This is a genomic window from Cryobacterium sp. Hh11 (assembly GCF_004404045.1).
In the GTDB taxonomy this organism is placed as follows: Bacteria; Actinomycetota; Actinomycetes; order Actinomycetales; family Microbacteriaceae; genus Cryobacterium; species Cryobacterium levicorallinum.
This window is the reverse complement of the sequence record NZ_SOHF01000003.1, coordinates 11,795-33,232: the sequence shown is the minus strand read 5'-3', so window position 1 is coordinate 33,232 and position 21,438 is coordinate 11,795. Positions and strand designations below refer to the sequence as shown.

General features: G+C 66.8%; 20 protein-coding genes. 11 read left to right on the top strand and 9 right to left on the bottom strand.

Annotated elements, in window-relative coordinates:
• Window position 1: 1 nt before the first annotated feature.
• Together E3T46_RS00225 and E3T46_RS00220 are read right to left on the bottom strand one after the other, a co-directional pair.
• Window positions 2–964 carry an SDR family oxidoreductase gene (locus E3T46_RS00225; protein WP_134577001.1) on the bottom strand — a complete coding sequence of 321 codons (963 nt, stop codon included), beginning with the start codon at window positions 962–964 and terminating at the stop codon, window positions 2–4.
• Between the two features lie 161 nt (window positions 965–1,125).
• Complete coding sequence (locus tag E3T46_RS00220; RefSeq protein WP_134577000.1) at window positions 1,126–2,076, bottom strand: nucleoside hydrolase; 951 nt, start codon at window positions 2,074–2,076, stop codon at window positions 1,126–1,128.
• A 228-nt stretch (window positions 2,077–2,304) separates the two neighbouring features.
• Here E3T46_RS00220 and E3T46_RS00215 point away from each other — a divergent pair, with 228 nt between their 5' ends.
• The 4 genes from E3T46_RS00215 (at window position 2,305) to E3T46_RS00200 (ending at window position 5,068) form a co-directional block, all read left to right on the top strand.
• Window positions 2,305–3,423, top strand: coding sequence for an adenosine deaminase (locus E3T46_RS00215; protein WP_092452338.1), 1,119 nt, complete (start codon window positions 2,305–2,307; stop codon window positions 3,421–3,423).
• A 45-nt stretch (window positions 3,424–3,468) separates the two neighbouring features.
• A complete protein-coding gene (locus tag E3T46_RS00210; protein WP_134443753.1) occupies window positions 3,469–3,906 on the top strand; it encodes a PTS sugar transporter subunit IIA in 438 nt (145 codons plus the stop codon).
• On the top strand, window positions 3,903–4,178 hold the full coding sequence (locus E3T46_RS00205) for a PTS sugar transporter subunit IIB (RefSeq protein ID WP_134443752.1): 276 nt from the start codon (window positions 3,903–3,905) through the stop codon (window positions 4,176–4,178). The genes E3T46_RS00210 and E3T46_RS00205 overlap by 4 nt, the downstream gene beginning before the upstream one ends.
• A gap of 197 nt (window positions 4,179–4,375) precedes the next feature.
• The gene (locus E3T46_RS00200; RefSeq protein WP_134576999.1) at window positions 4,376–5,068 is read left to right on the top strand and encodes a DUF1345 domain-containing protein; all 693 of its coding nucleotides are present in this window, start codon (window positions 4,376–4,378) and stop codon (window positions 5,066–5,068) included.
• 170 nt (window positions 5,069–5,238) lie between these two features.
• Here the strand turns inward: E3T46_RS00200 and E3T46_RS00195 are convergent, their stop codons facing one another.
• Together E3T46_RS00195 and E3T46_RS00190 are read right to left on the bottom strand one after the other, a co-directional pair.
• The gene (locus E3T46_RS00195) at window positions 5,239–6,951 is read right to left on the bottom strand and encodes a phospho-sugar mutase (RefSeq protein WP_134577046.1); all 1,713 of its coding nucleotides are present in this window, start codon (window positions 6,949–6,951) and stop codon (window positions 5,239–5,241) included.
• A gap of 329 nt (window positions 6,952–7,280) precedes the next feature.
• A complete protein-coding gene (locus tag E3T46_RS00190) occupies window positions 7,281–8,114 on the bottom strand; it encodes a purine-nucleoside phosphorylase (RefSeq protein WP_134576998.1) in 834 nt (277 codons plus the stop codon).
• 182 nt (window positions 8,115–8,296) lie between these two features.
• On the opposite strand from E3T46_RS00190, the gene E3T46_RS00185 reads away from it, so the two are divergent.
• Window positions 8,297–9,733 (top strand): NAD(P)H-quinone dehydrogenase, encoded by a 1,437-nt coding sequence (locus E3T46_RS00185; RefSeq protein WP_134443749.1) that lies wholly within the window; start codon window positions 8,297–8,299, stop codon window positions 9,731–9,733.
• Window positions 9,734–10,016: 283 nt separating this feature from the next.
• Here E3T46_RS00185 and E3T46_RS00180 read toward each other — a convergent pair whose 3' ends face one another.
• Entirely contained in the window at window positions 10,017–11,789 is a 1,773-nt protein-coding gene (locus E3T46_RS00180) for a biotin carboxylase N-terminal domain-containing protein (protein ID WP_134576997.1), read from the bottom strand.
• Window positions 11,790–11,868: 79 nt separating this feature from the next.
• Window positions 11,869–12,525, bottom strand: coding sequence for a Maf family nucleotide pyrophosphatase (locus E3T46_RS00175; RefSeq protein WP_134576996.1), 657 nt, complete (start codon window positions 12,523–12,525; stop codon window positions 11,869–11,871).
• An 82-nt stretch (window positions 12,526–12,607) separates the two neighbouring features.
• On the opposite strand from E3T46_RS00175, the gene E3T46_RS00170 reads away from it, so the two are divergent.
• The 4 genes from E3T46_RS00170 to E3T46_RS00155 are packed head-to-tail and all read left to right on the top strand — an operon-like array spanning window position 12,608 to window position 17,089.
• Complete coding sequence (locus E3T46_RS00170) at window positions 12,608–13,924, top strand: TRAM domain-containing protein (protein WP_134576995.1); 1,317 nt, start codon at window positions 12,608–12,610, stop codon at window positions 13,922–13,924.
• Between the two features lie 39 nt (window positions 13,925–13,963).
• The gene (locus E3T46_RS00165) at window positions 13,964–14,668 is read left to right on the top strand and encodes a response regulator transcription factor (RefSeq protein WP_134576994.1); all 705 of its coding nucleotides are present in this window, start codon (window positions 13,964–13,966) and stop codon (window positions 14,666–14,668) included.
• Window positions 14,661–16,052, top strand: coding sequence for an ATP-binding protein (locus E3T46_RS00160; RefSeq protein WP_134576993.1), 1,392 nt, complete (start codon window positions 14,661–14,663; stop codon window positions 16,050–16,052). Before E3T46_RS00165 ends, E3T46_RS00160 begins: the two co-directional genes overlap by 8 nt.
• On the top strand, window positions 16,052–17,089 hold the full coding sequence (locus E3T46_RS00155) for a hypothetical protein (protein WP_134576992.1): 1,038 nt from the start codon (window positions 16,052–16,054) through the stop codon (window positions 17,087–17,089). The genes E3T46_RS00160 and E3T46_RS00155 overlap by 1 nt, the downstream gene beginning before the upstream one ends.
• A 335-nt stretch (window positions 17,090–17,424) precedes the next feature.
• On the opposite strand, the gene E3T46_RS00150 is transcribed toward E3T46_RS00155, so the two are convergent.
• Window positions 17,425–17,655, bottom strand: a complete 231-nt coding sequence (locus E3T46_RS00150; RefSeq protein ID WP_092452307.1) for an acyl-CoA carboxylase subunit epsilon — start codon at window positions 17,653–17,655, stop codon at window positions 17,425–17,427.
• The gene (locus E3T46_RS00145) at window positions 17,655–19,259 is read right to left on the bottom strand and encodes an acyl-CoA carboxylase subunit beta (RefSeq protein ID WP_241978943.1); all 1,605 of its coding nucleotides are present in this window, start codon (window positions 19,257–19,259) and stop codon (window positions 17,655–17,657) included. The genes E3T46_RS00150 and E3T46_RS00145 overlap by 1 nt, the downstream gene beginning before the upstream one ends.
• Window positions 19,260–19,485: 226 nt before the next feature.
• Here E3T46_RS00145 and E3T46_RS00140 point away from each other — a divergent pair, with 226 nt between their 5' ends.
• Complete coding sequence (locus E3T46_RS00140; protein ID WP_134576991.1) at window positions 19,486–20,334, top strand: biotin--[acetyl-CoA-carboxylase] ligase; 849 nt, start codon at window positions 19,486–19,488, stop codon at window positions 20,332–20,334.
• An 8-nt stretch (window positions 20,335–20,342) separates the two neighbouring features.
• Window positions 20,343–20,918 (top strand): PH domain-containing protein, encoded by a 576-nt coding sequence (locus E3T46_RS00135; protein ID WP_134443740.1) that lies wholly within the window; start codon window positions 20,343–20,345, stop codon window positions 20,916–20,918.
• Here the strand turns inward: E3T46_RS00135 and E3T46_RS00130 are convergent.
• Window positions 20,895–21,419: a GtrA family protein gene (locus E3T46_RS00130; protein ID WP_134576990.1), complete on the bottom strand. Its 525-nt coding sequence runs from the start codon at window positions 21,417–21,419 to the stop codon at window positions 20,895–20,897. The genes E3T46_RS00135 and E3T46_RS00130 overlap by 24 nt on opposite strands.
• Window positions 21,420–21,438: the final 19 nt, after the last annotated feature.

Here is a 21,438-nt window from a genome sequence, read left to right as displayed (position 1 = left end):
GCTAGACGGCCGGGTAGGTCACTCCGGTGAGTTCCTCCGAGACCGACCAGAGGCGGCGGGCATCCGCTTCATCGAGGGAACGTTTGGGCAGCCTGGCGGGAGCCGGTGCGCCGGTGAGCTCACCGAACCCGCCAGGGCCGTAGTAACCGCCGCCCGCCGCCGCGGGATTGGTCGCCGCGTACAGGGCGGGAAGAACGCCTTGGTCGACCTGCTGCCACATCCAGCCGATGCGGTGTGAGGCTTCGTTGGCGGCGAGAAAGATGCGGGCCGAGGCCCCGTTGTGGGTGGGGCCGGAGATCTGCAGGTTCGTGACTGTTGCGCCCGGGTGCGCGGCGACGCTGCGCACGCCCCAGCTCCCGACGACGCTGCGCCGGTTGAGCTCGCGCGCGAACATGAGCGTGGCCAGTTTGGAGAGTCCGTAGGCGCGGTGCGCGCGGTAACGCAGACCCTGCAGGTCGGTGAAGTCGAGGCGGCCGCCGCGGGCGATGAGGCTCGACAGGCTCACGACCCTGCTGGTGCCGGCCGCCCGCAGCAGCGGAAGCAGATGCGCGGTGAGCGCGAAGTGTCCGAGGTGGTTGGTGCCGAACTGCAGCTCGAAGCCGTCTTCGGTTTCGTCGCGCACCGGCGGCATCATGAGGCCAGCGTTATTGAGCAGAATATCGATCGGGCGGCCCTCGTTCCTGAGCTCCTCACCGAATCCGGCGATACTCGAGAGCGACGCCAGATCGAGATGACGGATGCTGACGCTCGCCTCCGGGGCCTGCTCGTTCAGGAGTTTGACGGCCGCGGCGCCCTTCTCCTCGTTGCGCACGGCGAGAATGACCTCGGCGCCGGCCCGGGCGAGGCGGCCGGTCAGGCCGAGGCCGCTGTTAGCGCCCGTGACGACGGCCAGCTGGCCGTGCAGATCGGGAACCTGGATGTCGGGAAGGGGTTTGCTCGTGCTGGCTGGCGCGGTCTTGGTCATGGTGCTCCCGAGTAGTGGTGGTAATTTAGCCAACCCGTTCGTGCGGGGAAAGTCACGCGGCGGACGCGAGCCCGGGCAGATTCACGGGTGGCCGCCCTCGCGCAGCATTCCGGGGCAGGTGCATCTCGGGAAGCGACGAGGGGGCATCCGTTCCCGGCCGCCTAACTTTGGGGCGGGTCGCCGATGCGCTCGAGGGCGTCGACGATGAGGGCCCAGAACTTCTCGTGGTTGAGGTCGACGGCCACCTGGGTGGTGCAGTCGGCCGGGGCCGGCGCACGAAAGTCGGCCACGGTCATGCCGAGCGTGAGGGTGCCGGCCAGTTCCACGTCGAGCGGAGCCTTGCGCACGGTGATGACACTCGGGTCGATCACGTAGGCGACCGCGCACGGGTCGTGCACCGGCGGGTAGTCGAAACCCTGGGCATCCTTGTAGGTTTCCGCGAAGAAGGCGAGCAGCTCGCCGACGAACCGGGCCGGCGCTGTGCCGACGGCGGCGATGCGGGTGACGATGTCGGGGGTGGCGAGGGCCTGGTGGGTGAGGTCCAGCCCGATCATGGTCAGCGGCCATTTCTCATTGAAGACGATGTGGGCGGCTTCGGGATCGATGACGATGTTGAACTCGGCCGTGGCCGACCAGTTGCCCACGTGGTAGCCGCCACCCATGAGCACGACCTGCCTGACCCGCTCGACGATGCGCGGCTCCTTGCGGGCGGCGAGGGCGATATTGGTCAGCGCCCCGGTCGGCACGAGGGTGATCTCGCCCGGCTCGTGCGCCATGATCGTGTCGATGATGAGGTCGACGGCGTGGCGCCCGTCGAGTTCGAGTGTCGGCTCGGGCAGAACGGGGCCGTCGAGGCCGGATTCGCCGTGAATCGTCGGCGCCGTCTCGATCTTCCGCACCAGTGGGCGCGGGCATCCGGCAGCAAACGGGACCCCGGTGATGCCGGCGACGCGGGCGACGGACAGGGCGTTGCGAGTGACCTTGGCGAGGGTCTGGTTGCCCATCACCGTGGTCACGGCGACGAGGTCGATGTTCGGATTGCCGTGTGCGAGCAGCAGCGCGATCGCATCGTCATGGCCGGGGTCGCAGTCGAGGATGATTTTGGTGGGCACAACTCAGGGTACGTGGTCTTCCCCTTTCCGGGCCCGGGCCCGGAAACCGGGACCATGGTAGATCATGGGCCCCGTTGCCGAAGGTGGGCCCGGCGCGCGCGGGCAGCGGCAGCGACGCGAGGCGGCGCATCCGCTCGGGCATTTCTCATGGTCCGCCCAGAGCCGCTCCGATAAGCTGGGCGCGCGGCTGTAGTTCACACCCGCCCCCGTACCGAGGAGCTTGTTCGTATGACTTTGATCGAGGAATTCCTCATGCCCGGTGGCGGCACGAGCATCAACACCCTGCCCAAGGTTTCGCTGCACGACCACCTCGACGGCGGTCTGCGTCCGCAGTCCATCATCGAGCTGGCCGACTCCATCGGATTCGTGCTTCCCACAACGGATGCCGACGCGCTCGGCGAATGGTTCTCCGACCAGTCCAATGCCGGCTCGCTCGTGGAATACCTGAAGACCTTCGACGTCACGACCGCCGTCATGCAGACCCGCGAGGGCCTGACCCGGGTCGCCCGCGAATTCGTCGAAGACCTCGCCGATGACGGCGTCATCTACGGAGAGATCCGCTGGGCTCCCGAGCAGCACCTGGCTCGCGGCCTCACCCTGAACGAGGTCGTCGAAGCCGTGCAGGACGGTATCGAAGCCGGCATTGAGAACGTCGAGCAGTCCGGCCGCAGCATCCGCATCGGCCAGCTCATCACCGCCATGCGCCACGCGAACCGCGGCCTCGAAATCGCCGAACTCGCCGTGCGCTACCGCTTCGACGGCGTCGTCGGCTTCGACATCGCCGGCGCCGAGGCCGGCTTCCCGGCCGGCAACCACCGCGCGGCCTTCGACCTGCTGGCCCGCGAATTCATGCCGGTCACCGTGCATGCCGGCGAGGCCGACGGGCTTGACAGCATCCGCGGCGCCCTCTTCGACGGCCGCGCCCTGCGCCTTGGCCACGGCGTGCGCCTCGCCGAAGATGTCACGATCGAACGCCAGGACGACGACAACACCTTTGTCACCCTCGGACCGGTGGCCCAGTGGGTGCGCGACCGCGAGATCACCCTCGAGCTGAGCCCGTCCTCGAACCTGCAGACCGGAGCGGTCGCCGCCTGGGGCGAAGAACTCTTCGACCACCCCTTCGACCTGCTGTACCAGCTCGGCTTCAAAGTCACCGTCAACACCGACAACCGCCTGATGAGTGACACCACCCTGTCCCAGGAACTCGCCCTGCTCTCGGATGCCTTCGGCTACGACCTCGGCGACCTCGAGACTTTCCAGCTCAACGCTGCCCACGCTGCTTTCCTGCCGCTGGAGGACCGCGAAGAACTCGTCGAAGCCATCGAGGCGGGCTTCGGCGACGCCTAGCCCCGCCGGCCAACCAAGGACGACCCCGCATAACCGAAAGACACCATGCCACTCCCGCACCTCCCGCTTGACGCCATCACCATCGGCGCGCACGCTGACGACTGGACCGCGGCCATCACGGCCGCCGGCGACGCCCTCGTGCGTTCGGGCGCCGCCACATCCGCTTATACCGATCGCATGATCGCGGTGATCCACGAATTCGGTGCCTACATCGTTATCGCGCCCGGCTTGGCACTCGCGCACGCGCGGCCGGGAGCGGATGTTCTCACCGACGGACTCTGCGTCGTCACTCTGGCTGAGCCGGTCGCCTTCGGGCACCCGCACAACGACCCGGTCAGCGTGATCGTCGGCCTGGCCGTGGCCGGCGCCGACGATCACCTGCAGTTCGTCGCCGAACTCGCCAACGTGTTCAATGACCCGGCGGTGATTCCGGCGCTGGCCGGCGCGACCACCGCGGAATTCGTGCAGAGCGTCTTCTCGTGAAGATCGTCGTGATGTGCGGCGTCGGCCTCGGCACCTCGGCCATTCTCAAGGTCAACGCCGAGCGCGCGCTCGAACGGCTTGAGATCGAGGCAAGCGTACAGGCAACGGATGTCGCCGGCGTGCGTTCCGCCGCGGCCGACGCCCAGGTTATCCTGACCTCCTCGGAGCTTGTCGACGCGATCGGCAAAACCAACGCCGATGTGATCGTCATCAACAACTACTTCGACGTCGACGAACTCGTCGCCAAGCTCGACATCGCGCTGGGCTCCTAGCCCCGCCGCGTTCCGGGCCGCGTTTCTTTCCGGGCCCGGGCCCGGAAAGTGGGCCCATGATAGATCATGGGCCCAGGACCGTAAGGTGGGCCCGGCGGCGAACACACCGAGCGGCACGCCGGGCAGCACACCGACGGCCTGGACGGCGACGCCTCGAGCAGTGGCGCGAGCGCCCGCGACGGGCCTAGGCTCAGCGCATGAGCGACAGCGTGAAGCAGGGTGCACGGGCCGAACACCGCTGGCCGGCCGTACTGGGGTTGCTGGTAGCTCTCACGCTGTATGCCACCTTGCCGAGTACGTTCCTGCCCGGGCTGCGTTACACGGTCGTCGCGATCGGGCTCGCCATGCTGATTCCGCTCCTCGCCCTCAACCCCCACCGGCTGCATCGCGAAACCCGCTGGTCGAAGTACCTCGCCACCGGCCAGGCGGTATTGCTGGTCGCGGCCAACGAAGTCGCCCTCGTGCAACTCGTGATCCAGCTCACGTCGGGCGGTAAGGATGACGGGCCGACACTGCTGCTCGCTGCCCTGCAGGTGTGGGTCACCAACGTCATCGCCTTCGCGCTGGTCTACTGGGAACTCGACCGCGGCGGCCCGGTCTCGAGGCGTCATACCGACCGGGCCGACTTTCCGCCGGCTGATTTTCGCTTTCCCCAGGACGAAGACCACGACGCTATCGAGGAGGTCGCCGCCAGGTCGTCGCAGCGTACCGGTTGGGTCGCTTCGTTCTTCGACTATGTCTACTTCTCGTTGTCGAACTCCATGGCGTTCAGCCCGACCGACACGATGCCGCTCTCGCTCCGGGCTAAAGCGCTCATGGGGATCGAGTCGTTCGGCGGCTTCGTGCTGCTGGCCCTCGTCATCGCCCGGGCGGTCTCCCTGCTCGGCTAGCTCCCGAACACCGACCGGGCCCGGGCCCGGTCGGTGGGCCCATGATAAATCACGGGCCCAGGGCCCTAGGGTGGGCCCGGCGAGCGGACGCCGCCACCGACTCGATCAGGTCCGCAACAAATGCCGCGGTGTGAATCGCAAGCACCTCACGACGAACCGCAGGCCAGAACCTACTCGATCAGCGCGCGCATTCCGCGGTCGAGCTCGTCGAGGGCGGCCTGCGCCGCGGCACGGCGCTCGACCAGGGTGCCGACCGTGCTTCGGGTGTCGATATACACCTTGAGCTTGGGTTCGGTACCGCTCGGGCGCACCATGACGCGCGATCCGTCGGTCAAACGGATGCGCAACACGTCACTCGGCGGCAGGTCACCCAGCCCCCACCGAAAGTCGTCGATCTCGTCGACGCGAATGCGCCCGACATGGGTCGGCGGGGATTCCCGTAGGCGCGTCATGACCAGGGCGATCGTGGAGACTTCGGAGACCCGCACCGAGATCTGCCCCGAGGCGTAGTGTCCGAACTTCTCACTGAACCGGTCAAGGTAGCCGGCGAGGGTCGTCCCTTCCGACTTGAGGTCGCTGACCAGCGAGAGCAGGGCGACCGCTGCCGAGATGCCGTCCTTGTCGCGCACGCTGTCCGGGTTGACCAGGTAGCCGAGCGCCTCTTCGAAACCGTAGACCAGGCCCGGCACCCGCGACACCCATTTGAACCCGGTGAGGGTTTCGACGAATCGCAGGCCGTAGGCATCCGCTACCGCGTGCAGGGCGGGCGATGACACGATTGAGCAGGCGAGCGCGCCCGGGTTTGAGGCGTCTGCAGTAGCCAGGGCCGCGGCGCGCCAGCCCAGAATCGCTCCGACCTCGTTGCCGCTGAGCCGGCGATAACCGCTCGCGCTTGAGAGGTCGGGAATGGCGACGGCAAGCCGGTCGGCGTCGGGATCGTTGGCAATAATGAGCTCGGCGCTCACCTCACGCGCAGTCTCGTAGGCGAGGTCCATCGCGCCGGGCTCTTCAGGGTTCGGAAAGGCGACGGTGGGAAAGGCCGCGTCGGGCGCGATCTGCGCGTCAACCAGGGTCGGCAGATCAAAACCGGATTTTTCGAGCACGCGGCGGGTGGTGTCCCAGCCGACGCCGTGCATGGCGGTGTACACCGCATTCACCTGCGCCCGCGGTGTGTGGGCGATGCTGGCCGTTTCGGCGATGTAGGCCTGGACAACGGTTTCTTCGGCGGTCTCGTAGCTGGCGCGCGGCAGGTGCGGCACGTGCTCGTCGGCGGCGACGCGCAGAATCTCGTCCGAGATGGCCTTGTCGTCGGGGGAGACGATCTGAGCGCCATTGTTCACGCCGCCCAGGTACACCTTGTAACCGTTGTCGTTCGGCGGGTTGTGCGAGGCCGTTACCATCACGCCGCAGCTTGCGTCGAGATGCCGCACGGCGAAGGCGAGCACGGGCGTGGGCAGCAGACGCGGCAAGAGGATGGCGCGCACCCCCGCGCCCGCCATCAGCGCCGCAGTGTCGGTCGCGAAAACGTGTGAGTTCTTGCGTCCGTCGTAGCCGATGACGACTGACGGGGTCACCCCGGGCGCAGCGTGTCGCAGCAGGTAAGTGGCCAGGCCAGCGGCGGCCTGCGAGACGAGCACGCGGTTCATGCGGTTCGGTCCGGCGGAAATCTCACCGCGCAGCCCGGCCGTGCCGAAGGCGAGCCGGGTATCGAACCGGGAATGCAGATTGGACAGCGCTGCGGTGTCGCCGTCGCCGACGGCATTGATGAGAGCGCGCAACTGTGCCTGCGTCTCCGGATCTGGGTCCTGGTTCAGCCAGGCCCGCGCGGCCTGTAACAGCGTCGCGGTGCGGTCGGTCGGGGTCTCCGGGGTCTCGTGGGTCACCGGCGCGGTCGCTAGGTCGTCGATCTCAGCGCCATCGTCGGTCGTGATGGTCTGAATGGCAACCGTCGCTTGCACGGTGTCATCGTCGTTGTCCGGCACAATGGTCTGAATGGCGACGGTCGGTTCTGAGCCGGCGTCGTCGCTGTCCTGCACGATCGGGAGGGCGCGGGTGGGAGTCGCGGTCTCGTCGGCCGGGTCGGCGTCGGTGACGTGCGGGGAAGCCGGCGTGCCTGGCGGGGTGACTTCGACAGTCGCATCCGCTGGCGGGCCGGAGTGACGACCGCCACTACGTTCGACCGGCTGCTCGACGTTGTCGCGATCCGGGCCGCTCACAGCGCTGCCACGATCCGCGCGAGGAGCGCACTGATCACAGGTTCGGCCAGAGCACCGGCCTCGATAACCTCGCCATGACTGAGCGGGGTCGACTGAATGCCGGCGGCGAGGTTGGTAATGAGTGAAAGACCCAGCACCTCCATGCCGGCCTGCCGAGCAGCGATGGCCTCAAGCGCGGTCGACATTCCCACGATGTGGCCGCCGATCGCCTTGGCCATCTGTACCTCGGCGGGCGTCTCGTAGTGCGGCCCGCGAAACTGGCAGTACACGCCCTCATCGAGGGAAGGGTCGATGCCGCGCGCGACATTGCGCAGCCGCTTCGAGTACAAATCGGTCAGGTCAACGAAGTTCGCGCCCTCGATCGGCGAATCGAAGGTCAGGTTGATGTGGTCGCTGATCAACACCGGAGTTCCCGGCTTCCACGATTCACGGATGCCGCCGGCCCCGTTGGTCAGGATCATCGTCGTCGCTCCGGCGGCCGCTGCCGTGCGCACACTGTGCACGACCCGGCGCACGCCGTGACCCTCGTAGTAGTGCGTGCGGGCGCCGATCACGAGCGCGCGCTTGCCGCCGGGCAGCAGAATCGAGCGCAGGGTGCCGGCGTGGCCGGCCAGCGCGGGGGCGCTGAACCCGGTGATGTCGGCGGCGGCCACGGTGTGCGTGGTCTCGCCGATGAGGTCGGCCGCCTTGGCCCAGCCGCTGCCGAGCGTCAGGGCGATGTCGTGCCGGGGCACTCCCGTGATGCCGGCGATCTCCGCTGCGGCCGACCGAGCTGCCTCAAACGGGTCAGTTTCGGGCAGGTCTAACGGGTTGATCTCGTTCGTAAACATTTCACTACTCTAGAACCCCCGCCAACCAGGCGGAGATTTTGCGCGAATTCTCCCCATCGGCGCGCCGAACCGGCACTCTGGCGACAATACGGCTCGAATTGGGCCGATTTGGCGGACGATCCGCGCGCCGCGAACATACCCACGGTTTGGCGGGGGGTGCGCGGGCCACGAGAATGGACTACATGGCCTATGAGTTCGAACGCAAGCAACGCATCGCAGTATTAGGTGGAGGGCCCGGCGGATACGAAGCGGCCATCGCCGGAGCACAGCAGGGTGCCGACGTCACCCTCATCGAAAGCGTCGGTGTCGGCGGCTCCGCCGTGATAACGGATGTCGTCCCCTCCAAATCCCTCATCGCCACCGCCGAGGCGTCCAACTCCATCGGAGAAGCTACCGACCTCGGTGTGCAGTTCTTCGTGCGCGGCGAAACCGGCAAGCCCACGCGCCCCGAAGTCGCCATCAACCTGGCCGCAGTGAACAAGCGCCTCCTCGCGCTGGCGCGCCAGCAGTCCGAAGATATGAAGGCCACGCTCATTCGCGCTGGTGTGCGCTACGTGCAGGGCCACGGACGGCTCGACGGCACCACCGGTATTATCGTCGCCACCTCCGGCGACTCGACCGCGACCGACTTCGACCGCATCGACGCCGACACCCTCGTCGTCTCCGTCGGGGCCAGCCCGCGCGTGCTGTCCTCCGCACTTCCCGACGGCGAGCACATTCTCACCTGGACCCAGCTCTACAACCTCAAGGCGATCCCCGAACACCTCATCGTCGTCGGCTCCGGCGTTACCGGCGCCGAGTTCGCCTCCGCCTACCGTGCCCTCGGCGCGAAGGTCACCCTCATCTCCAGCCGCGACCAGGTGCTGCCCGGGGAAGACGCCGACGCCGCCAACGTGATTGAGAACGTGTTCAAGCGCAATGGTATGACCGTGCTCTCCAAGTCGCGTGCTTCCTCGGTGGAACGCACCAAGACCGGTGTCGTCGCTACCCTCGAAGACGGACGCACGGTCGAAGGCAGCCACTGCCTCATCGCCGTCGGGTCGATTCCGAACACCGCGAATATCGGCCTCGAGCAGGCCGGCGTGCAGATCACCGAGTCCGGGCACATCCAGACCAACCGGGTCGCCCGCACCTCCATTCCGAACATCTACGCGGCCGGGGACTGTACGACCGAGCTCCCGCTGGCATCCGTTGCCTCGATGATGGGCCGCACCGCGGTGTTCCACGCCATGGGCGACACCGTCAACCCGATCGAGATTCGCAACGTCGCCGCGAACATCTTCACGCAGCCTGAAATCGCGACGGTCGGCTACACCCAGAAGCAGATCGAAGACGGACTCGCCCAGGGCGATATTTACAAGTTGCCGCTTGCCGTGAACCCGAGGGCCAAAATGATGGGAATCAAGGACGGTTTCGTCAAGATCTTCGCCCGCACCGGCAGCGGAACCGTCATCGGTGGCGTTATCGTCGCCCCCAAGGCGAGCGAGCTCATCTTCCCGCTGGCTCTCGCGGTCGAGCACCGGCTCACGGTCGACGAGGTCGCTCGCACGTTCCCGGTCTACCCCTCGCTCACCGGTTCCATAACGGATGCCGCGCGCGCCATGCACGTCGTCCGTTAGCCCCTAAATCCCCGCGCAGTTCTCGGGGTAGCCCGCGTTCGCGACGCCCTGCCCCTGCTTGTGTGGACGGGGTTGGGGTTCGGCGGTAGGCCGCGGAAACCGGGTCATCCGCTCCTCGCTCAGACATCGCGGGTGCGTGGGAAGGCTCCGAATGGTGCGCTCGGAGCCTTCCTGAAAACCGGCATTGTTGAAGCTGAGGAGCGGTTGCCTTGTCCCCAACCCCGCCGGCAAAATCGTGCGCAAGCCTGGTGTGCTGCCAGCCAATCGACGGGTGTCGAGCGGGCTACGCGGCGTCGGAGACCGTCAGCAGAACGGAACCGGAGGAGACCGTCGTGCCGACGACGGCGGCCAGGTTACCCACGGTGCCGTCGCGGTGGGCGACGAGCGGCTGCTCCATTTTCATCGCTTCGAGCACGAGCAGCAGGTCGCCCTTGACGACAATGTCGCCCTCGGCGACCAGTAGCTTGACGATGGTCGCCTGCATCGGTGCCTTGATGGCGTCTCCGGTGGCGGTATCGACGGTGTGCAGACCGCCGCGACGCTTGGGGGCCGGGCCCACCGAGCGCGCGCTTGCGCCGCCGGGCAGCAGACGCGTCGGCAGGGTCACCTCGATGCGGCGTCCGTCCACCTCGACGACGATGCTGTGGCGTTTCTGCGGTCCGACGGCGTCTTCCATGCTGCCGGTCCACGGTTCGATGTCGTTGTCGAACTCGGTCTCGATCCAGCGGGTGAAGACGCTGAACGGCTTGCCGTCGGTCGGAGCGAAGGCCGGGTCGCGCACGACCTTGCGGTGAAAGGGCAGCACGGTCGGCAGGCCGGCAACCTCGAACTCGTCGAGGGCGCGGCGCGAACGCTCCAGGGCTTCTTCGCGGGTCGCGCCGGTGACGATGAGCTTGGCGATCAGGGAATCGAAGGATCCGCTGATCACATCGCCGGACTGCACGCCGGTGTCGACGCGCACGCCGGGGCCGCCGGACGGCTTGAACACGTGAATCGGGCCGGGCGCGGGCAGAAAGCCGCGGCCGGCATCCTCTCCGTTAATACGGAATTCAAACGAGTGAGCGGATGCGACGGGGTCGCCATAGGTAAGCTCGCCGCCCTCAGCGAGGCGGAACTGTTCGCGCACGAGGTCGATGCCGGTGACCTCTTCGGAGACGGTGTGTTCGACCTGCAGGCGGGTGTTGACCTCGAGGAACGAGACGGTGCCGTCCTGGCCGATGAGAAACTCGCAGGTGCCAGCGCCGAGGTAGCCGACCTCTTTGAGGATGGCCTTGGACGCACGATACATCTCGGTCGTCTGTGCCTCGGTGAGGAAGGGCGCCGGCGCCTCTTCGACGAGCTTCTGATGGCGGCGCTGCAGCGAGCAGTCGCGGGTCGACACGACGACGACGTTGCCGTACTGGTCGGCCAGGCACTGCGTTTCGACGTGGCGGGGGGAGTCGAGGTACTTCTCGACGAAGCATTCGCCTCGACCGAAAGCCGTGATGGCCTCGCGGGTGGCGGAGTCGAACATCTCGGCGACCTCCTCGCGGGTGCGGGCGACCTTGAGGCCGCGGCCGCCGCCACCGAAGGCGGCCTTGATCGCAACGGGCAGACCGTGCACGTCGACGAAGGCGAGTACCTCGGCGGCGTCGGTGCAGGGGTTCAGGGTGCCGGGCGCCATCGGCGCGTTGACCTTTTCGGCGATCTTGCGGGCGGAAACCTTGTCGCCGAGCTGCTCGATCGCCTCGGGCGACGGCCCGATCCAGATCAGTCCGGCGCCGATCACGGCGCGGGCGAAGTCAGCGTTCTCGGCCAGAAAGCCGTAGCCGGGGTGCACGGCGTCAGCGCCGCTCCGGCGGGCGATCGACAGAATCTTGTCGATGACCAGGTAAGTTTCAGCACCGCTGGTGCCGTCGAGACCGTACGCCTCGTCGGCGAGACGGGCGTGCAGGGAATCGCGATCCTGGTCGGCGTAGACGGCAACAGAGAGAATTCCACTGTCCTTCGCGGCACGGATGACCCGAACGGCGATCTCGCCTCGGTTGGCGATGAGGACCTTCGTTATGAGTGACACAATCACTTAGCCTATTGGGCCGCACCGCATCCATTTTGGTTCTCTCCCACAAAAAGACCGGCCAGATTCTTGCGGATGCCTACAATGACAGCGCTCCGGGGCGATTCCACAGCGTCGGCCACTCGTGCCCGAGGCCGCGCACCAGCCGTCGAAGCGTCGGCAGTGACAGCCCCACCACGGTGGACGGGTCGCCGACAATGCTCGTAATAAAGGGAGCGCCGAGGCTGTCGATCGTGAACGCTCCCGCCACATAGAGCGGTTCGCCGGTCGCGATATAGGCGTCGAGCTCGGCATCGTCGAGATCGTCGGCGAAGGTCACTTCGGCCACCGCAACCGCACCGACCGCGTCGCTCGGCACTCCGGCTGTCAGCTCGATCAGCCAATGCCCCGAGTACAGCGTTCCGGTGCGCCCGCGCTGGCGCTCCCAGCGTTCCCGCGCCGCTTCGGCGGTATGCGGCTTGCCGTAGATGACCTCGTCCAGCACGAACACCGAATCGCCGCCCAGCAGCAGCCCGTTCAACGGCTCCGCTGGCAGAACGGATGCCGCCGCCTCAGCTTTCGCCCGCGCCAGCAGCAGCACGAGATCCCGCGGCGCGAGCGCGGCTCCGGCGGCAGCCTCGGTCTCGGCGACGACTCGTGCTTCGTCGACGTCAGGGTTGATCAGCACCGGTTCGATGCCGGCCGCCCGGAGCAGGGCCAGCCGGGCCGGAGAGGTGGAGGCCAGATAGAGGCGCATGCTTGTCCTTCGCAGTTTCGGTGACTCCATTCAATCAGGCTCGATCGAGCACGAGAGGAAGGGGGTGTGGGATCATCAAGGAATGAGCAATTCGAGTCACCAGCCCCAGGCCGCCGCCAGCCCCCCCTCCGAAACGGTCGGCAGCGAGCTCGAGCTTGACATCACCAACGTCGCGCACGGCGGAATCTTCATCGCCCGTCATGAGGGTCGCGTCATTTTCGTCAGCGACACCCTGCCCGGTGAACGGGTGCGCGCGCGCCTTACCGAGGCCAACCACAAGAGCTTCTGGCGGGCTGAGACGGTCGCCGTGCTCGACGCCGCCCCGGAACGCCAGCCGCACATCTGGAGCGCAGCATCCGTTGATCGCGCCCCCGAAGACCGCGCGGGCGGTGCCGAATTCGGGCACATTGAGCTCGGATTTCAGCGCGAGCTCAAACGCCAGGTGCTCGCCGACGCGCTGACGCGCATGGCCGGGATCGACAGCGACGTGGTCGTCGAACCGGTCGCGGTCAGCGCCAAGGCCAGCCCCGGCGACGCGATGGACGGCACCGGATGGCGCACCCGGGTGAGCCTGCACGTGGCCGCCGACGGCACCATCGGCCCGTACGCTGCCCGCAGCCACCGCGTGATCCCGGTCGACGATCTGCCGCTCGCCGAACACGAACTCGAGCTGCGCGCCCCGCTCGACACCCTGTTTCACAACGCCGCGAAGGTTGACCTGGTCGCACCGAGCAAGGGCGATGTGCAGGTGCTCGTCTCGGCCAAGGATTCCAACGGCAAGCCCAAGCGGGTGCCGCACGGTCTGATTCACGAGGTTGTCGACGGCCGCGAGTTTGAACTCGACCGGTCCGGATTCTGGCAGGTGCACTCCATGGCCGCCGACACGCTATACCACGCGGTGCAGAACATCATCGACCCCAATCAGTTCGACCCGCGCGCCTCCAACCTCGACCTCTACGGCGGTGTCGGCCTGCTCGCCGCGGCCGTCGGCGACAAGTTCGGCGCGTCGACCCGCATCACCTCGGTCGAAAGCGACCCGGAAGCGGTCGCCTTCGCCGCCCGCAACCTCAAGGAATGGGCGGGCGCCACCGCCGAGGCCGACCGCGTCGACCGCTATCTGCAGCGTCTGCTACGCGAGGCGGATGCCGCGGAGCGCGCCCGTCTCGCCGCCGCCACCGTCGTGCTCGACCCGCCGCGCGCCGGCGCCGGCACCGCCGTCGTCGATCAGCTGGTGGCCCTGGCCCCCCGGCAAATCGTCTACGTGGCCTGCGACCCGGTGGCCCTGGCCCGTGACGTTGCGCTGTTCCAGAAGCAGGGATACCAGCTGCGCACCCTCCGAGCCTTCGACCTGTTCCCCAATACCCATCACGTTGAGGCCGTCGCACTGCTCAGCAAATAGCTATCCTTAAGACGAGCCAACGAGAAGGACAGCGACACCGTGAGTCACGCACTACCTGATCCCACCCCAAGCACCCCCGAGCAGTCCGTTCGCGTCGGTATCGTCGACGACCACGAATCGGTGCGACTGGGCCTGCAGGCCGCCTGCGAAAACTCCGGCTACGAGGTGCTGTTCGCCGCCGCGACCGCTCAGGCCCTTGTGGATGGCCTCGCCGGACGAGCGTGCGACGTGATCGTGCTCGACCTCTCGCTCGGCGACGGTTCGCTCGTGACCGACAATGTGCACCTCGTCGCGAGCACCGGCTCGGCCGTGCTCGTGCACAGCATCGCCGACCGGGTTGCCTCGGTGCGTGAGGCACTCGCCGCCGGCGCCGCCGGAGTCATCCCCAAGTCCTCGCCGACCACCACGGTCATGGCCGCCGTGGCATCCGTTGCTCGGGGCGACGTGCTCAACAACCTCGAGTGGGCCACCGCGATCGACGCCGACCGCGACTTCGCCAAGGCTCAGCTCGGTCGCCGTGAACGCGACGTTCTGCACCTGTACGCCTCGGGCCTGCCACTGAAGATGGTTGCCCTGCAGCTCGGCATCGCGCACTCCACCGCGCGGGAATACCTGGACCGAATCCGGGTCAAGTACGTCGAGGTCGGCCGCCCAGCGCCGACGAAGGTCGACCTGCTGCGCCGCGCCGTCGAAGACGGAATCCTGCCAGGACTCGACGCCTCCGACGGTGACCGCGGTGTCTAAACGGGCCGCCCGCCCGGGCGCCCTGGTGTCAACCGATACGGCCGCGTTCGGCGCGGTCAATCCGGCCGACTTCCAGGACGACCTGTTCGGACGGCCCCGGCACCCGCGCAATCCGATCAGCCACGCCCAGATCGAGATCGCCCTGTCCCGTTCGGTGGCCGGTGTCGCGGTGGTCTTCGCTCTCCAGACGCTGCCGCTTATGCTCGAACAGCTGGAAAGTCGCAAGCCCGGTTCCGCCGTGCCCATCGGGATCGTCCTGGGCCTGTCAATTCTGGTGTTCGTGGCCGCAACGCTGGTTCGGCGCGGCATCCGCACTACGGCTGGCATTATCGCGGCCGTCTACATCATCGCCCTCATCGTCTGGCCGCTCGTCATGCGCGACCCCACGGCCGTTCTCGACAGCAAACCGTGGCTCTGGTACTTGTGCACCGTCGCGACCTCGTGCGCGGCGATCGCGTTTCCGCTGCTCTGGGCCATTATTTACACAGTCGTCACGCCCGTCGTCTTTGGACTCGTGCGGGTGTTGCCCTCCGGCGGTGCGGCCGAAAACCTGCTCGCCGCCCTCGACACCTGCTACGCCATGCTGCTCGGCGGTGTCGTGCTCATCATCATCTACGTGCTCCGCGACGCGACCGACAAGGTCGACACCGCCCAGTCCAATGCCCTGGCAAAATACGCCGTGGCGGTGCGCCACCACGCGACCGAGATGGAACGCGTCGAGGTCGACTCGATCGTGCACGACAGCGTTCTCGCGACTCTGCTCTCGGCCGCCGGTGTGCGCAATGCCAAGGGAGCCGAGCTGGCCGCGGCTATGGCTCGCAGCGCCATCATCCGCTTGCAGGAGGCCAATGGCGAACGAACCCTCGACGATGCGACGACCGACGTGAGCCGTCTGGTGGACCGCCTTCGTGGCGCCGCCTTGAACACCGGCGCTTTCACCGTCGCCGAGCGGGGGGTCGACGGCCTGAGCATTCCGGAGTTCGTCGCCGAGGCCCTGTACGCGGCGAGCGTGCAAGCCATGGTCAACAGCGTGCAGCACGCCGGCGCAGCGCAAATGCGCAGCCTGACGATCTGCGGCAACGGTCAAAGCGGATGCCGCATCGAGATCAGCGACACCGGCTGCGGCTTTGATCCGACCAGCGTGGCCAGTGCCCGGCTCGGCGTGCGAGTCTCTATTCGCGACCGGATCGCCAGCGTGGGTGGCGTCGCCGTGGTGAACTCAAGCCCCGGCCAGGGCACGACCGTGGTCATCAGCTGGCCGCGGGTTGAGGTCTCCGCCGACAGCGAAACGGATGGGGGCAGTGATGCGGGGCTTCGAGTGGCGCCCGCTTCGGTCGAGTATGTCGTCACCAGTCTCGACGCCGACCGGGCGGGTGATCGCTGATGACCAGCGTTGTCGGGGTGTCGCGCACGCTCACCCTCGTCGTAGCGGCTCTGTTCTCGGGCTATCACGTGATTCTCGGGCTGTATTCGATCCAAGAGCCGGCGTCGTCGGTGCCGATCCTGGTCGCCATGGGCCTGTATGTGGGGGCGACAACGGCGAGTCTGTGGCCGAGCAGCCCGATGCGCATGTCGTTGCCGTTGGCGCTGTTCAACGTCGCGGTCAGCGCGGCACTCCCACTGATCGTGGGCAGCCAGCTCGATGGCTCTTCGGGTAATCTCGGCTACGCCACCTGGTACGTCGCCGCCATCGGCACGCTGATGACCATCACTGCCACCCGCAAGCGTCCCCAACTGGCCCTGCTGGGTGTGGCCGTGCTCGTCATCCACAGTGTGATCTGGGCCGGAGTCGGCGAACTCGGGGGACTGGGCGTCATCGGAAGCGTGGTCTGGGTGGTCGCAGCCGCGGTGCTCTCCCGTGCCCTGGTCAAGGCCAGCCGGGACGCCCGCCAGTATGCCCGAGCCGAGCGCGAGGCGAGCGGATGGCACGCAGCCCAGGAGGCTCACCTCTACGAGCGCCAGGTGCGTCTCACTCAGACCATGCGCCTTGCCATGCCGATGTTGCGACGCATCAGCGAGACCGACGGTGAGCTGACCGCAGAGGAACAGCAGGAATGCCGGTTTCTCGAAGCGGCCATTCGCGATGAGATCCGCGGCCGCCGCCTGCTCAACCACGCGGTGCGGGAACAGGTCATGGCTGCCCGGCGTCGCGGAGCCAGCGTTACGCTCCTCGACGAGGGCGGTATCGATGATCTGGGCGGTGGGGCCCTCGATGACGTGCTGGGCACCCTCGCCCTCGCCCTTGAGCAGACGAGCGCCGACAAGATCATTGTGCGTACCGCGGCCGACAGCGCGACCGTCGCGGTGACCGTGGTGGGGCTGTCGAGCCCCGACCCGGCGGTGAGTGCCCTCGGGCCGGACTCTGCGGGTGACGATGAGGTCAACCTGTGGCTGGAAATCCCTCGTCAGATCACGCCCTAATCACCCTGCTCCCTGTTCGGGACCCTGGGTACGCGAAAGGGGACCAGCCGAAGCTGGTCCCCTACCGTTTATTCGAGAAAGGACGACAACCCGAATGCCATCCGTTCTCGCCCCCAACACATTCGCTCGCTTACCCTAGTCAGCGAATGATTGGTGGTGAAACTCCAGGAGTTCCACCGAGCAATTCCAGTATGCACTATTCTTCAAATTCGCGCTGTCGGCATTTAGGAGGACAGACACGAGGTTGGTTCCACTCCGTCCGGGCCCACCTTGTGAACCGGGGCCCAGTTTCTAAACTGGCCCCGTCCATGAAGAAGGTGGGGCGTCGGCGGGGGTCAGCCAGCGAAGCCGCGCCAGCGGCCGGCGCCGGGGTGCACCGGCTGGCGGATGGCGCGCTGGCCCTGCTGCCAAGCGCTCCGGTGCTGTACGGGAGCCGCCCGACGCTCGTCGGATTCCTCCCGCAACAGCCCACGGATGATGGCGCTCACCGCCGACACCTCGACGTCGCTGACGTGTCCGGTGACGAAAATGAGCTCCGAGGGATCGAACTCTGAGGGCTTGGGCATTAGAGGGGGATGTTTCCGTGCTTCTTGGCGGGCAGGGTGGCCCGCTTGGTACGCAGGGCGCGCAGGGCCTTGACGACCGACACACGGGTGGCGGCGGGCTCGATGATGCCGTCGAGCTCCCCGCGCTCCGCAGCGAGAAAAGGGCTCGCCACATTGTAGGTGTACTCGTTGGCCAGGCGGGTGCGCACAGCGGCGACGTCTTCGCCGGCCTGCTCGGCCGCCTTGATCTCAGCGCGGTAGAGAATGTTCACGGCGCCCTGGCCGCCCATGACGGCGATCTCCGCGGTCGGCCAGGCCAGGTTGGTGTCGGCACCGAGCTGCTTGGACCCCATCACGATGTACGCGCCGCCGTAGGCCTTGCGCAGAATGACGGTGACCAGCGGCACGGTGGCTTCGGCGTAGGCGTAGAGCAGCTTCGCCCCGCGACGGATGATGCCGGTCCATTCCTGGTCGGTGCCCGGTAGAAAGCCGGGCACGTCCACCAGGGTGAGGATGGGAATGGAGAACGCATCGCAGAACCGCACAAACCGTGAGGCCTTCTCACCGGCCTCGATGTTCAGCGTGCCCGCCATGGCGTTGGGTTGGTTGGCGACGATGCCGATCGAGCGGCCCTCGACCCTGGCGAAGCCCACGACGATGTTCGGGGCGTACAGTGGCTGCGTCTCGAGAAACTCACCGCGGTCCACGATGTGCTCGATGACCGTTTTCACGTCGTAGGGCTGGTTGGGGGAGTCGGGGATGATCGTGTTGAGCCGACGGTCAGCATCCGTTGTCTCAAGCTCCACCTCGTTGTCGAACACCGGCAGCTCGGCCAGGTTGTTGTCGGGCAGGTAGCTCAGCAGTGCGCGGGCAAAGTCGAGCGCGTCGGGCTCATCGCTCGCGAGGTAGTGCGATACCCCGGAGACCTTGTTGTGGGTGAGGGCGCCGCCGAGCTCCTCCATCCCGACGTCTTCACCGGTGACGGTTTTGATCACGTCGGGGCCGGTGACGAACATCTGGCTGGTCTTGTCGACCATGATCACGAAGTCGGTCAGCGCTGGAGAGTAGACCGCGCCGCCGGCGGCCGGGCCGCAGATGATCGAGATCTGCGGGATGACGCCCGAGGCGGCCGTGTTGCGGCGAAAGATTTCTCCGTACTTGCCGAGGGCCACAACGCCCTCCTGAATGCGCGCTCCGCCGGAGTCGAGAATACCGATGATCGGCACCCCGGTCTTCAGGGCGAGGTCCATCACCTTGATGATCTTCTCGCCGGCGACCTCGCCGAGCGAACCGCCGAAGATCGTGAAGTCCTGGGAGTACACGGCCACCTGGCGGCCGTGAATCGTGCCGGTGCCGGTGACGACGGCGTCGCCATAGGGACGCTTCTTTTCCATGCCGAAGGCCACGGTGCGGTGCCGCACGAACTCGTCGAGCTCCACGAAAGAACCCTGGTCGAGCAGCAGGTCGACGCGCTCGCGGGCGGTCATCTTGCCCTTGGCGTGCTGCTTCTCGATGGCGGTGGCCCCGCTGGCGGTCACAGCCTCGTGATAGCGCAGCTTGAGGTCGGCGAGTTTTCCCGCCGTCGTATACAGGTCGGGTGCCGCGGCGGGCGTCTTGTCAGTCACCATTTCACTCTACCGGCACCCCCCGACCGCTCCTCGTTGACGATGTTCTACAACTTTGCCCCGCAACACTGGTTCTTTCCCCCTCCATCGGGTCCCTCTCGGACTGCAGAAACCGGACTTCCCCGTGCATAACTCCTGCAATTTCTTCAGAAACTGCCCGAAATAGGTGTTTTGAGGCCGGATTCGAGAGAATTGCAGGAGTTATGCACACGAGAGGGTAGGCACGATGGATTTTTCGCTCAGCCGCAACGAGGTGAGCCGGTTCGAATACCGTGCCGAGGCCTCCTCCACCAACGATGTGCTCAAAGATCTCGCCAGTGCTATTGGTTTATCTGAGGCGGATGCCGCAGCCTGGCCCGACCTCTCGGTGGTCGTCACCGACAACCAGACTCAGGGGCGTGGCCGGCTCGGTCGTGTCTGGCTGGCCCCGACCGGCAAAGCCCTGGCCATCTCCGTACTCATTCGCCCGGAGTTACCGCCGCACAGCCTCGGCTGGTTCTCCCTCCTGGCCGGCGCCGCCATGACCCGGGCCGTGCGCACCATCGTTGAGGCCAGCACGCCGCCGGTGCACGACGTAAATCTTAAAGAGGCCGAGGATCCCCGCCACGACACGACCCTGAAGTGGCCCAACGACGTGCTCATCGACGGCTACAAGGTGTGCGGCATCCTGTGCGAACTCCTGCCCGACGGCAAGGGCATCGTCATCGGCGCCGGCCTCAACCTCTCGCTCGATGAACACAACCTGCCCACCCTCACCTCGACCTCGCTCCTGCTAGTCACCCGCACCGCGCCCGACCCGGACGCAGTACTCGCCGCCTACCTGCACGAGCTTGTCACCCTGTATCGGGCCTTCGTCGAAGCCGACGGTGACGCACAGAAGAGCGGTCTCCACGCGGAAGTGTCGAGACTCTGTGGCACCCTCGGCAGCGTCGTGCGGGTGGAACTGCCCGGCGGAGTCGACCTGGTCGGCACCGCCACCGGCATCGACGCCGAGGGACGGCTCAGAGTCGTCAACCAGGCCGATGGCGAAGAACGGTCTGTCGCCGCCGGCGATGTCACCCACCTGAGGTATTAATAGAAGTAATGAAACCGAAGAAGACAGAGACCAACGAGACCGAACCCTCCGGCTACGCCCGGGAGAGTCGGCCGGAGGAGGTCGTCGCCCGCTTACGCCCGCACGCCCGGGTGCTGCTCTGGCCCACCCTGCTGCTCTTCGCCCTGGCCGGCGCCACCGGTTACTTCGCCGGCAACCTGCCCGAACCCTGGCAGAACGCGGCCCTGCTGCCGGGCGCCATCGTGTTGGCCGTGCTGGGCTGGCTGCTGCCGCTCGCCGCCTGGCTGACCAAGCGCTACACGATCACCACCCGGCGCATCATCTTTCGCCACGGATTCTTCGTGCGCACCCGGCAAGAACTGCTGCACAGCCGCGGCTACGACGTGAGCGTGCGGCAGAACTGGCTGCAGGCCGGGTTCCACTCGGGCACGGTGCTGATCAATTCGGGGCTGGAGCATCCGCTCATCTTGAAAGACATTCCCAACGTCGACCTGGTGCAGAGCGTGCTGCACGACCTGATGGAGCAGTCGGTGACCGTCATGGGTTCCCGCCGGCAGGAGCAGTCGGCGCACGCCGACGAGTCAGCGTTCTGGGGCCGCCGCTAGCGCAATCGCGCCACTGCGAGTGTCCGCATGGGCAGCGGATGCCGACGCGCCGCTGCGACTCGGCGCAAACACCCAGTAGCGGTACAGCGTGAAGCGAAACACCGAGCCCAGAAAAAGACCCACCACGTTGCCGGCGATATTGTCGGCGAGAACGCTGGTGTAGCCGAGCACATAGTGGCTGAACCAGAGGCATCCGATGCCGATGCCCATACCGACCAGGCTCACCGCGAGAAACTCCAGGCCCTCGCGTGCCGTATGGTTTTGGCGATTCTTCCTGAAGGTCCAGTGCCGGTTGCCGAGCCAGTTCACCAGAATAGCCAGCACGGTCGAGATGATCTTGGCGTAGATGGGGCCGGCGTGTACCTCGGTGGAGTCCAGCACGGTCGTGCGCAGCAGGTTGAAGACGGTGAGGTCCACCACGAAGCCCAGCGCGCCGACGGCGCCGAACTTGAGGCCCTGACTCAGAAAGCTGAGCAGGCGCTGCTTCAGGGTGATCGACATGCGTCCGTCCGACGTTCGG

What these genes read in the sequence shown, in the direction of transcription:
- E3T46_RS00225 (WP_134577001.1), bottom strand. Translation starts at nt 964, where the DNA reads ATGACCAAGACCGCGCCAGCCAGCACGAGCAAACCCCTTCCCGACATC.
- E3T46_RS00215 (WP_092452338.1), top strand. Translation starts at nt 2,305, where the DNA reads ATGACTTTGATCGAGGAATTCCTCATGCCCGGTGGCGGCACGAGCATC.
- E3T46_RS00210 (WP_134443753.1), top strand. Translation starts at nt 3,469, where the DNA reads ATGCCACTCCCGCACCTCCCGCTTGACGCCATCACCATCGGCGCGCAC.
- E3T46_RS00200 (WP_134576999.1), top strand. Translation starts at nt 4,376, where the DNA reads ATGAGCGACAGCGTGAAGCAGGGTGCACGGGCCGAACACCGCTGGCCG.
- E3T46_RS00190 (WP_134576998.1), bottom strand. Translation starts at nt 8,114, where the DNA reads ATGTTTACGAACGAGATCAACCCGTTAGACCTGCCCGAAACTGACCCG.
- E3T46_RS00185 (WP_134443749.1), top strand. Translation starts at nt 8,297, where the DNA reads ATGGCCTATGAGTTCGAACGCAAGCAACGCATCGCAGTATTAGGTGGA.
- E3T46_RS00175 (WP_134576996.1), bottom strand. Translation starts at nt 12,525, where the DNA reads ATGCGCCTCTATCTGGCCTCCACCTCTCCGGCCCGGCTGGCCCTGCTC.
- E3T46_RS00170 (WP_134576995.1), top strand. Translation starts at nt 12,608, where the DNA reads ATGAGCAATTCGAGTCACCAGCCCCAGGCCGCCGCCAGCCCCCCCTCC.
- E3T46_RS00155 (WP_134576992.1), top strand. Translation starts at nt 16,052, where the DNA reads ATGACCAGCGTTGTCGGGGTGTCGCGCACGCTCACCCTCGTCGTAGCG.
- E3T46_RS00150 (WP_092452307.1), bottom strand. Translation starts at nt 17,655, where the DNA reads ATGCCCAAGCCCTCAGAGTTCGATCCCTCGGAGCTCATTTTCGTCACC.
- E3T46_RS00140 (WP_134576991.1), top strand. Translation starts at nt 19,486, where the DNA reads ATGGATTTTTCGCTCAGCCGCAACGAGGTGAGCCGGTTCGAATACCGT.
- E3T46_RS00135 (WP_134443740.1), top strand. Translation starts at nt 20,343, where the DNA reads ATGAAACCGAAGAAGACAGAGACCAACGAGACCGAACCCTCCGGCTAC.
- E3T46_RS00130 (WP_134576990.1), bottom strand. Translation starts at nt 21,419, where the DNA reads ATGTCGATCACCCTGAAGCAGCGCCTGCTCAGCTTTCTGAGTCAGGGC.